Here is a 14,989-nt window from a genome sequence, read left to right on the forward strand (position 1 = left end):
AGTTTGACGGTGTGGAAGCCCTGGAGGCTACGGGCTTGGCGGGTGCTGGCTGCGAGTACTGCCTGGGTGTCGGTCATGTGGACAATCGTCGTCGCGGACCCGGTACCGTCGGCAGTGTGAACGCCCCTGGTTAGCCAATGACATTCGTCATGACGCCGGACGCTACGACCGTCGGGCGATCGCCAGCAGATGGCTGCTCGCACCGAGCAGGCTGGGTTCGTCCTCGATGCGGCGCAGCGTGTCCAGGATCCGCTCCCGGTCGGCCGGGTCGGCCAGAAGGTCGTTCAGCGAGTCACGGGCCATCCACAGTGGACTTTCGGTCGAGACCAGGCGCTCCAGGTGCAGGCCGGCCTCGGTCACCTCGCCGGATACCTCGTCGGGGTGGTGGAAGTAGGCGGTCGTGAACCACTTCGACCCGCCGTCGAGGTTGCGGTGTTCGCCGCTGGCCAGCGTCTCATCCACGATCCGACGAAAGCTCGGGTCGTGAATGAAGCCCCGCATCAGACCGTCCAACAACCCGGAGTACCGGCTGATGAGCGCGCCCACCGCCACCCCGCCCGGGCGCAGCACGCGCGCCGCCTCGCGCCAGGCGGCCAACCGCTCGGCGCGGACCGGAAGATGGTAGAGCGGGCCGAGCAGCAGGACGGCGTCGGCGCTGTGGTCGACCGCCGGTAACGCCCGGGCATCGCCGAGGGTCGCGGTGACCCCGGGTCGCGCGCCGGCGTCGGCAACGTGCTCCGGTACCGGATCCACCACGCGCACCCGGTACCCCGCCTCGGTCAGCGGCCCCGCGTACACGCCGGTCGCGCCGCCCACATCCAGTACGTCGGCCGGTGCCGGTGGCAGCGCCCGGGTCAGCACGTCCCAGGTGCGCAGGTACTCCAGCAGGCCCGCTCCGGTGGCGAGCCGGCTGCGTTCACCGCCAGCCCGGTAGTAGTCCATGATTTCGGCTGCCAGCATGTCGCCATCGTGGGCGCCGCGGCGGTGCCCGGGCAAGCGATTACCGCCCGGCCAAACGATCACCGGGCCGGGTGGGCGATTGTCAGCCGGTCGCGGGTGCGGGGTTAGGGTTCGGGGGTGATTTACAAGCTGTTGCCGGCCGCCGAGTGGGAGCGGGCTCGCGACCTCGGTCGCTACGAGGGCTCGGAGCTCGACCGGCGGGACGGGTTCATTCACTTCTCCGGTCTCGACCAGGTGGTGGAGACCGCGGCCCGGCACTTCGCCGGCCAGACCGACCTGGCGCTGCTGACCGTGGATCCCGAGCCGTTGGGCGAGCGGCTGCGCTGGGAGGCGTCCCGGGGCGGCGCGCTGTTCCCTCACCTGTACGGTCCGCTGCCGCTCGACGCCGTGGTGGCCGAGGCGGCGGTACCCGGCGAGGTGCCCGTCGCGGACGCGGTGGCCGCGCTGATCAAATAGCCGGGCCGATCCGATGGGCGGAACAATCGGATAGCCGGCGGTACCGGCTACCCGATCATGCTCGTCAGCCCTCGGCCGGTTCCAACACGAACACCGGGATCTGCCGCTCGGTCTTGGTCTGGTAGTCGGCGTAGTCGGGGTACGCCTCGACCGCCCGTTCCCACCAGACGTCCCGCTCCGCGCCGGTGAGCTCGCGGGCCACCATCGCGGTCTTCACCGGGCCGTCCTGCACCTCGACGCGCGGGTTGGCGATCAGGTTGAAATACCACCTCGGGTGCTTGGGCGCACCGCCCTGGGAGGCGACGGCCGCGTACCGCCCCTCGTGCTCCACCCGCATCACCGGCGTTTTGCGGATCTTGCCGCTCTGGGCGCCGCGGTTGGTGATGACCACCACAGGCATTCCCCGCAGATCCGTCCCCCGAGTGCCGCCGGAGCCCTCGTACTCCTCCACCTGATCCCGGACCCAACCGGACGTGCTCGGCTCGTAATCACCTGTCAAAGACATGGGCACCAGTAAACTCTCGCTTGATCGTCTCCGCCATGAGACCCGGCTCACCAGGTCATCAACTTGTCGAGGGTGATCGGCAGGTCCCGGATCCGGACGCCGGTGGCGTGGTACACCGCGTTGGCCACGGCCGCGGCGGCGCCGACGATGCCCAGCTCGCCGATCCCCTTGGTACCCATCGGGTTCACGTACGGATCGTCCTCCGGAAGCCACCGCACCTCCACCGCGCCGACGTCGGCGTTGCTGCTGATGTGGTACGTGGCCAGGTCCTGGTTGACCACCGAGCCGAACCGGGCATCGAGCACGCCGTCCTCGTGCAGCGCCATGGACATGCCCATGGTCATGCCGCCCAGCAGCTGCGAGCGCGCCGTCTTCGGGTTGACGATCCGGCCGGCCGCGAACACGCCCAGCAGCCGGGGTACCCGGACCTCGCCGGTCTCGGCGTTCACCCGCACCTCGGCGAACTGCGCCCCGAAGCTGTGCATCGAGTACTGGTCGGCATACGGGTTCTCCGGCATCTGGGCGGTGACCTCCAGCCCTTCGACGGGAATCGTGCCGCCGCGGCCCAGCCGCTGGCGCAGCTGCCCGGCCGCCTCGCAGATCGCCGTTCCCCAGCTGGCGATGCCGGCCGAGCCCCCGGCAACGACCGCCTGCGGGTACGCGGTATCGCCGATGCGCAACTCGACGTCTGACACGCCGACGCCCAATGCGTCGGCGGCCACCTGGGTCAGCGCGGTCCAGGTGCCGGTGCCGAGGTCGGCGGCCGCGATCAGCACCGTGTACCGGCCGGGCGGCTCGGCCCGGATGGTGGCGACCGAACCGGGTACCTGCAGGGCGTGGTACGTGGAGGCGGCCACCCCGGTGCCGACCAGCCAGCCGTCCTCGTTGCGGGACCGGGGCGTCGGGTCGCGTTCGTCCCAGCCGAACCGTTCCGCCCCCTCCCGCAGGCAGGCGATCAGGTTGCGGCTGCTGAACGGCAGCCCGGTGCCGGGGTGGGTCTCGGGCTCGTTGCGCATCCGCAGCTCGATCGGGTCGATGCCACACTCGACGGCCAGTTCGTCCATGGCGGATTCGAGGGCGAACATGCCGGGGCATTCGCCGGGCGCCCGCATGATGGTCGGAGTGGGGATGTCCAGGGACGCCAGCCGTTGCTGGGTGCGCAGGTTCGGCGTGGCGTACATGGTCGGGGTCGCGCGCGTGCAGTGCTCGGCGTACTCCTGCACCTGCGAGGTGGGTGAGGTGCAGGCGTGGAACATGGCGACGATGTGGCCGTCTTCCTGGGCGCCGATCGCGATCCGCTGGATCGTCTCGGGCCGGTATCCGGCCTGGAAGAACGCCTGTTGGCGGGTGAGCGCGAGCTTCACCGGTCGGCCCGGCACCAGGCGGGCGGCCAGCAGGGCGAGGATCAGCTCGGGGTTCACGTGTGCCTTGGAGCCGAACGCCCCGCCGATGTTGGGGGAGATCACCCGGATCTGCCGGGGGTCCAGCCCGAACAGGGCGGCGATCGACCCCCGGGCGGCGTGCACGCCCTGACTCGAGGTGTAGATGGTGAACTGGTCGTCGGCCCAACAGGCGACGGTGGTGTGCGGCTCCATCGCGTTGTGGTAGTACCGCGGCGTGGTGTAGGTCCGGTCCAGCCGCACCGGCGCGTCCGCCAGGCCGGCATCGACGTCGCCCTTGTCCACCTCCATCGGGAACTTCGACAGCACCGTCGACGGCGTCCACAGGTCGTCCCGGTCGGCGCTGAACGCCACGTCGTGCGGCTCCGACTGGTACTCGACCCGGACCAGGCCGGCCGCGTGCCGGGCGATCTCCGAGGTCTCCGCGATGACCCCGGCGACGAACTGGTTGCGGAAGGCCACCCGGTCGGACTGCAGGATGTCCAGCTCGCCGAGCCCGTCCTGGGCTCGGGTGCGGACGGCGTTGTACCGGTGCAGCACGGCCAGCACCCCGGGTTCGGAGCTGGCGAACCGGCAGTCGAGGCCGACCATCCGCCCCCGGGCGATGGTGGCCTGCACCGGGTACAGGTAGGCCGGCCGCTCGACCGGCTGCTCGAAGGCGTACCGGGCCAGGCCGCGTACCTTGTCCGGGCCGTCGATCCGGTCGATCATCTCGCCCATGGCGTGGGCCGGGATGGTCATCCGCGCGGCCCCTCGGGATCCGCGCCGGGATCCATCTCGGGGTCCATCACCGCCGGGTCGGGCGCGGGCCGGGCGGCCTCCGGGTTGGCCGCCTCCGGATGCACCCCCTCGGGATCGGCCGCCCCGGGGCCGGCCGTCTCCTGATGCGCCGCCTCGGGGTTGGTCGCCTCTGGGCGGGTCGCCCCGGGGTTGGCCGGTCCGGGACCCGCCGTGCCCGGCGGAACCAGGCTCGACCCGGCCAGATCCAGCAGCGTCCGCACGATGGTGTTGCGCGCCAGCGGCACCTTGAACGCGTTGCCCGGCAGCGGCTGGGCGTCCGCCAGCTCCTCCTCGGCCGCGTGCCGGAACCGCTCCCCGCTGGCCGGCCCGCCGATCAGGGACCGCTCCGCGACCGTGGCCCGCCACGGCTTGTGCGCCACGCCACCCAGCGCGATGCGCACGTCCCGGATCATGCCCTCCGAGATGTCGAGGACGGCGGCCACCGAGACCAGGGCGAAGGCGTACGAGGCCCGGTCGCGTACCTTGCGGTAGCGCGACCGTACGTTGGGCGGCATCGGCGGCAGGTCGATGGCGGTGATCAGCTCGCCGTGCTCCAGTACGGTGTCGTGCTCCGGCTCCTGCCCCGGCAACCGGTGCAGCTGCGCCAGCGGGATCGACCGCTCGCCGTTCGGGCCGTGGGTCTGCACCACCGCGTCGAGGGCGACCATCGCCACCGCCATGTCCGACGGGTGGGTCGCCACGCACGCCGGTGAGCTGCCCAGGATGGCGAGATCTCGGTGGTGCCCCTCGATGGCCGAGCAGCCGGAGCCGGGCTGCCGCTTGTTGCACGCGGTGGTCACGTTCTGGAAGTACACGCAACGGGTGCGCTGCAACAGGTTCCCGCCGCTGGTGGCCAGGTTGCGCAGCTGCCCGGAGGCGCCGGCGAGCAGCGCGGCGGACAGCATCGGGTACCGGGTGCGGATCATCGTATTGGCGGCCAGGTCGCTGTTGGGTACGGCGGCGCCGATGCGCACCCCGCCGTCGGGCAGTTCCTCGACCTGATCGGAGGTGAGCCGCCGCACGTCGACCAGCACATCGGGCCGGGCCACGTCGAGCCTCATCAGGTCGACCAGGTTGGTGCCACCGCCGAGGAACGCGCCCTGTGGCGCGCGGGCCAGCAGCGCCACCGCCCCGGCCACATCGTCGGCGCGCTCGTACCGGAACGGTCTCATCGTCGCGCACACTCCCGGATGGCCGGCACGATGTTGGCATACGCGGCGCACCGGCACAGGTTGCCGCTCATCCGCTCGCGGATCTCGTCGTCCATCAGCACGCCGGGATCGGTGCTCTCCACGCTCACGTTGGAGCTGGCGAACTCGGCGGTGACCGCGCTCGGCCAGCCGGCGGCGGCCTCCTCCAGCATGCCGACCGCGGACACGATCTGTCCGGGCGTGCAGTACCCGCACTGGAAGGCGTCGTGCCGGATGAACGACTCCTGCATCGGGTGCAGCGCCCCGTCCTGGGCCAGGCCGGCGGCGGTGACGATGGTGGAGCCCTCGTGCGCCACGGCCAGCGCCAGGCAGCTGTTCACCCGCCGCCCGTCCAACAGCACCGTGCAGGCGCCGCACTGCCCGTGATCGCAGCCCTTCTTCGGGCTGGTGTTGCCCAACCGCTCGCGCAGCGCGTCAAGCAGGCTGGTGCGAGGGTCCACGCTCAGCCGGTGCGCGGTGCCGTCCACCCGGAGGCTGATCTCGACGTCCATGGGACCCCGCTCCGACGTCACTCGATGGTACGAATAAGTCCAAGCTACCCGAAATGGCCGGAAATGACGGCGAAATGGCGGTGGGCGGGGAGTGGGGAGCGGCCCGGACGGGCTACGCCGGCCCGCCCGGCAGTTCGGCCACCAGTTCGGCCGGCGCCGGCATGGCCTCGATCTCCTCGCGCACCTGCCCGGCGGCCCGGGCGAGCGTGGGGTCCGTGGCGAGCCGCCACAGGTGATCGGCGGTGAGCCGCCGCGCGGGTACCGCGAGGCCGGCGCCCCGCGCCGCCACCCGCTGGGCGTTGTACCGGCGGTCCCCGGGCCCGGGCACGACCAGTTGGGGTACCCCGGCGGCCAGCGCGGCCAAAACCGTACCCGCGCCGCCGTGGTGCACGATCCCGGCACAGGTCGGCAGCGCCTCCGCGACCGGAATCCAACCCACCACCCGGACGTTGCCGGGCAGCGCGCCGGGGATCGCCCGGGCGTCCGGGCGCACCAGCACGATCTCGGCGTCGATCCGCGCCGCGGCGGCGATCACCGCCGGCATCGGGTCGCCCCCGCCGGGCCCGGCCACGGTGCTGCGGCTGACCAGGATGCGCGGACGCGAGGGCGACTCGCGCAGCCATCCGGGCAGCGCGCCGCCGCCGTACGGCACCGGCCGCATGGGCCGCCCCGAGTGGGTCCCGGCCACGCTGGCCGGAGCGATGGTCAGCACCCCGGCGTGCGGGGGCAGCCGCCGCGCGGGCGGGTGCCGCATCGCTGCGGCGGTGACTCGGGTCAGCTCCTCGCCGTCGAAAAGCGAGTTGCCATGCAGCACGGCCGGAATCCCGGCCCGCGCGGCGGCGAGCGCGCCGGCCACGGCGAGCGGCTCATGCACCACGAGATCCGGCGCCCAGTCCGCCACGAGCCGCTCGACCGGGCCGGCGAGGGCCTCGTTGACCGCCCCGAACAGCAGCGCTACGCCGCGGGTACCGGCCGTGCCGGCGAGCTCCGCGCGGGCGATGAGCGGGTGGCGCAGCATGACCCGGCGGGCGATCGCGCCGAAGTCGAACCCGGGGCAGAGGTCCTCGACCGGCGGGCAGCCCGATCGGCCCACGGCGGCCTCGCCACCGGAGGCGGCTCCGCCACCGGAGGCGGCATCGGCGGCCTCGCCGCGCGAGAAGGCTGCGGCGGCCTCGCCGCCTGAGAAGGCGTCGGCGGCCTCGCCGCCCGAGGCGATCATGACCTCGTGCCCCGCGTCCCGCGCGGCCAGCGCGAGCGGGAGCATCGGGAAGAGATGGCCGACCAGCGGTGCCGAGACGAACAGGATGCGCATCCGTCCTCCCCTCGCGGAAAGCTCCGTCAGCCCCCGGCCGGGTCCCGGCCCGGCGTCAATTGGTCAGCAGCGTCAGCTTCGGCCGCTTCGGTGGCGTGCGCGCGGCCCCGCCGTTGACGGCCACCGGTACCAGGCCGAAGACGTGCCGGTTGACTTCGGGAACGGTCAGGTGCAGGTCGCTTGCGATGTCGGCGGGGCCGATGCCCTCGGCGCGCAGGGTCTGGAAGACGCTGGCGAGCAGCGGCGAGGTCTCGCGGGCGATCCCGCCCGGCTCCCCGGTGCGGTAGCCGCGGCGGGACAGGTCGACGCAGGCGGTGCGGTAGCTCCAGTCGCTGAGCAGGCCGAGCTCGTGCAGCCGGTGGGTCAGCGCCATGGCCGCCACCCGCCAGGTCTGCTTGGCGGACAGGATCCGGTCGATGGTGGCGTTGGCCAGGCCGTGCCCCAGCACGGCGGCGCGCGGCATCAGCAGCGCGGCGGCGAACCGGTTGGCCTCCTGCTCGGCATCGGGGCCCTGGGGCAGCCGGTGCTCGCTGTGCAGCACGAGGTGGCCGAGTTCGTGGGCGGCGTCGAACCGGCCGCGCTCGCCGGACTTGCCGGTGTTGAGCAGCACGTAGGGCGTCTGGTGCCAGACGAAGGAGAACGCGTCCACGGCGGCGCACTCGGCGGTGAGGGAATACACCCGTACCCCGTGCGCCTCCAGCAGCCGGACGAGGTTGCCCAGCGCACCGTTGCCGAGCCCCCACCGGGCGCGTACGACCTCGGCCGCGGTCTCCGGATCGAGATTGGGCAGCGACGGCACGTCCGGCCCGGGCAGCTCGAACCGCTGCTCGATCCACTCAGCGAGCAGCAGCGCGATCCGGCCCGCGCTGCGCGCCGTGTCGCGCTGTCCCGCGGTGAGCTTGCTCGGCGCCCTGAAGCTGATCGCGGCGGGCGGGATCTCATCGACGTCGCCGGCCCGCAGGAAGCCGACCGGCACGTCCAGCGCCTCGGCCAGCCGGTGCTGGGTGTCCTCGGTCGGGTCCTGGCGGCCGTTCTCGTACGTGGACAGGCTGCGCACGCTGACGCCGACAGCGGTGGCCAGCTGGACCAGCGTCAGGCCGCGCCGCTTGCGGGCCAGGGTGAGCCTGCTCGGGGTCAGCGGGCTGCCGCCGGAGGGTCGGCGGGTGCTCACGCGAAGCGACGGGTGACGAGGACATCCGGCTCGTCGGCCCGCGGCGCGAGCGCCGCGACCCTCGGGCCGGGCACGATCCCGCGCGGCGCGGCCGAGGTCTTCGGTGCCGTCAGGTCGATGGCGGGCTCCAGCGGGATCGGTGGCAGCACGAGCCGCTCGACCCAGGTGTCGATGTAGCCGTCGACCATCGAGTCGGGCAGGGACAGCTCCGCGCGGATCTCGGTGTCGGTGACGTTGTACAGCAGGATCCAGGTGGCGGTCGCGTCGTCCTCGACGTCCAGCGGCCCGTCGTCGCCCAGGTCACCGAGGTCGATCGGCAGGCTCAGCTGCAGGAAGTTGCGGCCGACCGCCTCGACGGTGGCGATGCCCTTTTCGTAGCGGGTGGACGGCATCACGTGCGGGACGCCGGTGGCGCCGTCGCCGAGGGTGGTGATGATGGCCACCCGGCGGTCGGGGCTGACGGTGCGGGCGAGGTTGCGCGGGTTGTCGTACGACCAGCCGAGCGGCACCAGCCGCTCGCGCAGCAGCCGCACGGTGCGGGCGTATCGCGCCATGCCCTGCATGTTCGGCGGGTCCAGCGGCGTGTAGGCACGCGCCTCGGCGTCGGCACCACGCAGCACGAACTCCAGGATCTCCGTGGTGAGGCCCAGCTCGGTCAGCCGCTGCGCGGCCCCGTCGCCGTCAAACACCGGGCACTGCTGCCGCATCCGTGTCCCCTTCCACCGCGGGTCGCTTCCCGAAATCATCCCTCATCCGAGGACGGAAAACGTGAAGCGGCCTCGTCGGCGTGTCGCCCGGCCACCGGCCGGCGCGAGCGGGCCGCGGATGCCGCCGGCCGGTCGTGGGAGGGCGCCGGCCGGTCGTGGGAGGGCGCCGGCCGGGGCGGCGCGGATCCCGATTCGGGCCGAATGAGCCGCCTGCGCCCGTTGTGCCGATCGGCCGGAGCCTCGGCCGCGGGGCGTTACCATGGGATACTTCACCGAGGCAACACCTGCACCGAGGCACCGAGGAGCTGCAGTGAACGCGATCGCCCGCCCGCGTACCGCCGCGTCGACGTCGTCGACGCCGCGCGTATGCCGGCCGCGCGCCGCGGCTGCGGCAGTACGGGTGGCCCGCCCGTCGGGCGCGCACCGAGTAGGTAGGACGGCCTGACGCACCGCGTCACGTCGTCGACCACCGCCCGGCCCGTACATCCCCCGCCTCGAAAGGTGACCAATCCATGAGCGGATCACGCCGTGCCGTGCCCGGGAAACCCACCCTGGACGGCATCGAAGAAGCCCACGCGCGCCGCTGGGAGGCCGAGAACACCTACCGGTTCGACCGTGGCCGCACCCGCGACGAGATCTACTCCATCGACACCCCGCCGCTGACCGCGAGCGGGAGCATGCACGTGGGGCACGTCTACAGCTACACGCACACCGACATCGTGGCGCGGTTCTGGCGGATGCGCGGGCGCGAGGTCTTCTACCCGGTCGGCTGGGACGACAACGGGCTGCCCACCGAGCGCCGCGTGCAGAACTACTTCCACGTGCGGTGCGACCCCACGCTGCCGTTCGACCCGAGCGAACTGGTCGCGCTCGGGGTCACCGGCCCTGACCTGCCCGATCCGGCGAGCCGGCAGCGCCGCGACCAGCCGCCGATCCGGCTGTCCCGGCGCAGCTTCATCGACCTGTGCGCGCTGCTGACCGCGCGCGACGAGCGGGCGTTCGAGACGCTGTGGCGCCGGCTCGGGCTGTCCGTGGACTGGTCGATGACGTACACCACGATCGGTACCGTCGCCCGGCGGGTGGCGCAGCGGGCGTTCCTGCGCGGGCTGGCCGCGGGCGAGGTGTACCACGCGCTCGCGCCGACCGCCTGGGACGTGGACTTCCAGACCGCGGTGGCGCAGGCCGAGCAGGAGGACCGTGAGGTCGCCGGCGCCTACCACCGGCTGGTGTTCGGGCTGGCCAACGACCCGTCCCGCGCCATCGAGGTGGACACCACCCGGCCGGAACTGCTGCCGGCCTGCGTGGCGCTGGTCGCGCACCCCGACGACGCCCGGTACCAGGACCTGTTCGGCGCCACCGCGGTGACGCCGCTGTTCGACGCGCCGGTGCCGATCCTTCCGCACCATCTGGCCGATCCGGCGAAGGGTACCGGGATCGTCATGGTGTGCACGTACGGCGACGCGACCGACGTGACCTGGCAGCGCGAGCTGCGCCTACCGATCCGGTCGATCCTCGGCCGGGACGGCCGGTTCCTCGACGCCGACCTGGACACGTCGGCCGTGGGCGCCGAGTTCTACGCGACCCTGGTGGGCCGCTCGGTTGCCCAGGCACGCCGCGAGATCGTGGCCCGGCTCGCCGAGACCGGCCGGCTGCTGGGCGAGCCGCGGCCGATCCGGCATCCGGTGAAGTTCTTCGAGAAGGGCGATCGGCCGCTGGAGATCCTGACCAGCCGGCAGTGGTTCATCCGTACCCTGGCGCACCGCGACGAACTGCTGGCGGCCGGCCGGCGGCTGCGCTGGCAGCCCGAGTTCATGCGCCGCCGGTACGAGGACTGGGTGTACGGCCTGACCTCGGACTGGCTGATCAGCAGGCAGCGGTACTTCGGTGTGCCGTTCCCGGTCTGGTACCCGCTGGACGAGCAGGGCGAACCGCGCCACGACGCGCCGATCCTGCCGGACACCTCGGCGCTGCCCATCGACCCGCAGACCGACACCCCGCCCGGTTACCGGGAGGCGGATCGCGGCCGGCCCGGCGGCTTCGCCGGCGACACGGACGTGATGGACACCTGGGCCACCTCCTCGCTGACCCCGCGCATCGCGGGCGGCTGGGGCGAGGACGACGACCTGTGGCGCCGGGTGTACCCGATGGACCTGCGCCCGCAGGCGCACGACATCATCCGCACCTGGCTGTTCACCACGCTGGTCCGGGCCCGGGAACTGGGCGACGAACTGCCCTGGCGGGCAACGGCGATTTCGGGCTTCATCACCGACCCGGACCGCAAGAAGATGTCGAAGTCGACCGGGAACGTGGTGACCCCGCTCCAGCCACTGGAGGAGTACGGCAGCGACGCGGTGCGGTACTGGGCCGCCGGCGGGCGGCCGGGCGCGGACACCGCGTACGACACCAACCAGATGCGGGTGGGCCGGCGGCTGGCCATGAAGATCCTCAACGCGAGCCGGTTCGTGCTCGGGTTCGAGCCGGCCGGCGACGCCGATCCGGCCGCCGGGGTCGCGGCCGTCACCGAGGCACTCGATCTGGCGATGCTGGCCCGGCTGGACGGCGTGGTCGCGGACGCCACGGCGGCGCTGGAGGAGCTGGACCACACGCGCGCGCTGGAGCGGATCGAGGCGTTCTTCTGGACGTTCTGCGACGACTACGTGGAGCTGGTCAAGACGCGCGCCTACGGATCCGGCCCGGGTGCGCGCTCGGCGCGCGCCGCCCTGAGGCACGCGCTCGACGTGCTGCTGCGGCTGTTCGCGCCGGTGCTGCCGTACGTCACCGAGGAGGTCTGGTCCTGGTGGCGGGACGGTTCGATCCACCGCGCGGCCTGGCCGGCGGTGAGTGGCGATCCGGCGGTTGGCGGCGGATCGGGTGGCGATCCGGCGGTGTTCGACGCGGCGTGCTCGCTGATCGGCGCGGTTCGGCGGGCCAAGGCTGCCCGGGGCGTCACGATGCGTGCCGAGGTGCCATCGGTCGAGGTTCCGGCGGACACGCCCGGCCTGGCGCTGTTGGGCCTGGTGCGGGCGGATCTGCTCGCCGCGGCCCACGCCGATGCCGTGGTCGCGACCGAGGACGCCGGGGCCGAAAGGTAGCTCAGCGTAAGGGATTGGTCGCACAGCGCGGGTCCGGTGCGGTTCGCTGGGGGTAGGTGACCCCGCGGCCGGGCCCGCGCTGGCGCGATGTTTCCCCTCGGGGTGCCCGGTTCACGGGATCGATACGACATGGGTGACTATGTCCCAGGAAACCGGCCTGGTGCGATAAGGCGAGTTGCGTATAGCCTCAGCGTGCTCCGGCGGCGCTGCCGGCGTCACCCCTTGCCCTGAAGTGGGCCCTAGCTTCAGGCGTTCAAGAAAGCGACACAGCGATGACTCACCCCGTTGTCCCGGGCTGCCCCCTCGCCCCGGGCCAACCTCCCGCGGAGGGCCGAGCCGGTGGATGATCCCCTCGGCCGGGCCGGTGAGCAACCGTCGACCGGCGTGCCGAGCCGGCCTCGATTGTCCGGGCACCCGCTTGTCCGGATCGTTGTGGTCCTGCTGGCGGTGGTCGTGGTGGTGCTGGCCGGGCACGGCGCGCAGCGCGCCGCCCAGCGCGGGGTGGACGCCGCACACGACCCGAACCGGGGCGGCGACCGGGTCTTCGAGACCCAGATGGAGACCGTCCGGCGGCAACTGTCCGAACAGGTGCCGGCCGCGTCCACGGTGTACTTCAAGGGCAGCGTGAACAGCCTCTGGTATCAGCGCATCGTCGAGTTCGCCGCGATGGACGGCATCATCGTGGTCCCCGACGCCGCCCGGGCCGACTACGACCTCTCGGTGGTGAGCGCGCCGGCCAGCGTGTCCCCCGGGGGCATGCGGCTCGTAGTCAAAAGGATCGGGTGACGCCGTGCTCGCCTCGCTGCTCGCCGTCCTGATGGTCGTGGTGGCCGGGATGCCCATCGGATATGTGGTCTTCCGCGACCTCCGGTTCGCCCTGCTCATCGCGCCACTGGTCACCGCGCTGTCCGCGGCGGCCGCGGCGATTCTCATGCTGGTTGTCGGCGGGGACCTGCTCTGGTGGCTCGGGCCGCTGCTGGTGCTGCAGTGGGCGGCCACGCCGGTGCTGCTGCGGCGCACCGCCCCGCCCGCGGTCCGTGCCGGGACGTGGGCGGACTGGCTGTGGCTGGTCGTGCCGCTGCTGCTGCCGTTCCTGGTCGTCGTGCTTCCGCCGACGGCGTGGGACGCCAACTCGATCTGGTGGCTGCACGCCGCGTACTTCACCAAGGGCGCCACGCTGGCCCGGGAGTACCTCGGCCTGCCGTCCGTGTCCTTCTCCCACCCCGACTATCCGCCGCTGGAGTCGGCCGCGGTCGGCGCGGTGTGGAGTGTGCTGTCCGGGTACAAGCTCTACGTCGCCCAGTTCGTGTCGGCGGCGCTGAGCTTCTCCTCGATCGTGATGCTCGGCTACGCGGTACGGGTCGCGACGAACCGGGCGCCCGCGCTGGTGTCCCGGATCGCGGCGGCCTGCGTGGCGCTGGCCGCCTGGGGTGCCGAGCCGACCGGGGTCGCCGACGGCTACAGCGATGTGCTGTGGGCGGCCGCGTTCGCCGCCGCCGCGGTGCTGCTGCTGTTGCGCCCGGAGCCGCTGCGCCGGCCGCTGCTGCCGGTGCTGCTGCTGTCCGGCGTGGCGCTGACCAAGAACGAGGGCTTCGTGATGGCCGTCGTGCTGGCCGCGACCGCGACGGTACGGATGCGCCGCGAGCTGCGCCGGGCCTGGGTGCTGTGGGTACCGGTCCTGGCCGGCGGGGTGTGGAGCCTGGTCTGCCGGCATTTCGGCGCGAAGTCCGACGTCACCTCGTCGGTGCACCTGGGCGACGTGCTGCGCCTGGACCCGGCCATCTACGACCGGCTCTCGCCCACGCTGTCCGCGATCTGGAGCACCGTCGGCCCGCTGGTGGCCGTGGCGGTGGCGACCGCGGTGGTCGGCGGGATCCTCCTGCGCCGCCAGCGCCGCACCCTGGAACTCGGCGGAGACCTGTGGCTCTGGGCGCTCGTCGCGGTGTACCTCGCCGTGCTCTCGGCCACCTACCTGGTCAGCTCGAACCCCATCACCTGGTACCTGAACACCTCGATCACCCGGGTCACCCTGCCGTTCGCGCTGGTGGCGACCGCGAGCGCGGTCTGCTGGGCCGTGGTCGCGCTGACCGGTGGAGGCACCTTCGGCGGGGATGGCGCTACCATCCGACGCGAGGTCGGTATTTCTCAGGATCAATCTCAGGAGATTTCCGTATGAAGTTGTCCATCCTCATGCCCGTCTACAACGAGGAAGCCCGGCTCGGCGAGGCCCTCAAGCAGGCGTTGGATGTTGACTACCCGTGCGAGATCGAGCTAGTGGTGGTCGACGACGGCAGCAAGGACCGCACCCGGGAGATCCTGCAGAGCGCCGACGACAGCCGGCTGCGCGTCATCCTGCACGAGCGCAATCAGGGCAAGGGTGCCGCGATCATGACGGCGGTGACGGCGGCGTCCGGCGAGTACATGGTGATTCTCGACGCCGACCTGGAGTACCAGCCGCTGGACATCCCGCGGCTGCTCGAGCCGGTGCTGGACGGCCGGACCACCGTGGTCTACGGCAATCGCACGTTCGGCAGCCACAGCTCCTTCTCGTACTGGTACGTGATGGGTAACAAGGCGGTCACCACGGCGGCCAACGTGCTGTACAACTGCTACCTCGGCGACCTGGAGACGTGCTTCAAGCTGATGCCGGTCGAGCTGTACCGGTCGCTGCGCGTCAAGTCCCGCGGGTTCGGCATGGAGGCCGAGGTCACCGGGAAGCTGCTGCGCAACCGCTACCGCCCGTACGAGGTGCCGATCAGCTACCACGCCCGGTCCCGCGAGGAGGGCAAGAAGATCACCTGGCGGGACGGTGTGGAGGCGCTGTGGATTCTCGTCCGCGAGCGGGTTCGGCGCCCGAGCCTGTCCATACCCGGCCCGACCGCCTGACCGGTCACGCACCGACGA

13 protein-coding genes are annotated in these 14,989 nt (G+C 72.3%); 5 read left to right on the top strand and 8 right to left on the bottom strand.

The features are described 5' to 3' along the window. Nucleotides 1-162: 162 nt before the first annotated feature. On the bottom strand, nucleotides 163-960 hold the full coding sequence (locus tag ABEA87_RS26390; RefSeq protein WP_345634018.1) for a class I SAM-dependent methyltransferase: 798 nt from the start codon (nucleotides 958-960) through the stop codon (nucleotides 163-165). Between the two features lie 117 nt (nucleotides 961-1,077). On the opposite strand from ABEA87_RS26390, the gene ABEA87_RS26395 reads away from it, so the two are divergent. Then, nucleotides 1,078-1,416: a DUF952 domain-containing protein gene (locus ABEA87_RS26395; RefSeq protein WP_345634021.1), complete on the top strand. Its 339-nt coding sequence runs from the start codon at nucleotides 1,078-1,080 to the stop codon at nucleotides 1,414-1,416. Nucleotides 1,417-1,480: 64 nt separating this feature from the next. Here the strand turns inward: ABEA87_RS26395 and ABEA87_RS26400 are convergent, their stop codons facing one another. The 7 genes from ABEA87_RS26400 to ABEA87_RS26430 form a co-directional block, all read right to left on the bottom strand. Next, nucleotides 1,481-1,921: a nitroreductase family deazaflavin-dependent oxidoreductase gene (locus ABEA87_RS26400; protein WP_345634023.1), complete on the bottom strand. Its 441-nt coding sequence runs from the start codon at nucleotides 1,919-1,921 to the stop codon at nucleotides 1,481-1,483. A gap of 47 nt (nucleotides 1,922-1,968) precedes the next feature. Then, complete coding sequence (locus ABEA87_RS26405) at nucleotides 1,969-4,062, bottom strand: xanthine dehydrogenase family protein molybdopterin-binding subunit (protein WP_345634025.1); 2,094 nt, start codon at nucleotides 4,060-4,062, stop codon at nucleotides 1,969-1,971. Continuing rightward, nucleotides 4,059-5,273 carry an FAD binding domain-containing protein gene (locus tag ABEA87_RS26410; protein ID WP_345634027.1) on the bottom strand — a complete coding sequence of 405 codons (1,215 nt, stop codon included), beginning with the start codon at nucleotides 5,271-5,273 and terminating at the stop codon, nucleotides 4,059-4,061. The genes ABEA87_RS26405 and ABEA87_RS26410 overlap by 4 nt, the downstream gene beginning before the upstream one ends. After that, the gene (locus ABEA87_RS26415) at nucleotides 5,270-5,803 is read right to left on the bottom strand and encodes a (2Fe-2S)-binding protein (RefSeq protein ID WP_345634028.1); all 534 of its coding nucleotides are present in this window, start codon (nucleotides 5,801-5,803) and stop codon (nucleotides 5,270-5,272) included. The genes ABEA87_RS26410 and ABEA87_RS26415 overlap by 4 nt, the downstream gene beginning before the upstream one ends. A gap of 112 nt (nucleotides 5,804-5,915) precedes the next feature. Continuing rightward, entirely contained in the window at nucleotides 5,916-7,115 is a 1,200-nt protein-coding gene (locus ABEA87_RS26420; protein ID WP_345634029.1) for a nucleotide disphospho-sugar-binding domain-containing protein, read from the bottom strand. 55 nt (nucleotides 7,116-7,170) lie between these two features. Beyond that, nucleotides 7,171-8,286: a helix-turn-helix domain-containing protein gene (locus ABEA87_RS26425; RefSeq protein WP_345634030.1), complete on the bottom strand. Its 1,116-nt coding sequence runs from the start codon at nucleotides 8,284-8,286 to the stop codon at nucleotides 7,171-7,173. Continuing rightward, nucleotides 8,283-8,993 carry a hypothetical protein gene (locus tag ABEA87_RS26430; protein ID WP_345634032.1) on the bottom strand — a complete coding sequence of 237 codons (711 nt, stop codon included), beginning with the start codon at nucleotides 8,991-8,993 and terminating at the stop codon, nucleotides 8,283-8,285. Before ABEA87_RS26430 ends, ABEA87_RS26425 begins: the two co-directional genes overlap by 4 nt. 512 nt (nucleotides 8,994-9,505) lie before the next feature. Here ABEA87_RS26430 and valS point away from each other — a divergent pair. From valS to ABEA87_RS26450, 4 genes are all read left to right on the top strand, one after another. Beyond that, nucleotides 9,506-12,085: a valine--tRNA ligase gene (gene valS, locus ABEA87_RS26435; RefSeq protein WP_345634034.1), complete on the top strand. Its 2,580-nt coding sequence runs from the start codon at nucleotides 9,506-9,508 to the stop codon at nucleotides 12,083-12,085. Between the two features lie 339 nt (nucleotides 12,086-12,424). Continuing rightward, nucleotides 12,425-12,871 carry a hypothetical protein gene (locus ABEA87_RS26440; RefSeq protein WP_345634036.1) on the top strand — a complete coding sequence of 149 codons (447 nt, stop codon included), beginning with the start codon at nucleotides 12,425-12,427 and terminating at the stop codon, nucleotides 12,869-12,871. Between the two features lie 4 nt (nucleotides 12,872-12,875). Then, a complete protein-coding gene (locus tag ABEA87_RS26445) occupies nucleotides 12,876-14,261 on the top strand; it encodes a hypothetical protein (protein WP_345634038.1) in 1,386 nt (461 codons plus the stop codon). Continuing rightward, complete coding sequence (locus ABEA87_RS26450; RefSeq protein WP_345634040.1) at nucleotides 14,258-14,971, top strand: glycosyltransferase family 2 protein; 714 nt, start codon at nucleotides 14,258-14,260, stop codon at nucleotides 14,969-14,971. The genes ABEA87_RS26445 and ABEA87_RS26450 overlap by 4 nt, the downstream gene beginning before the upstream one ends. Nucleotides 14,972-14,989: the final 18 nt, after the last annotated feature.

Source organism: Rugosimonospora acidiphila (genome assembly GCF_039543385.1).
Lineage (GTDB): Bacteria > Actinomycetota > Actinomycetes > Mycobacteriales > Micromonosporaceae > Rugosimonospora > Rugosimonospora acidiphila.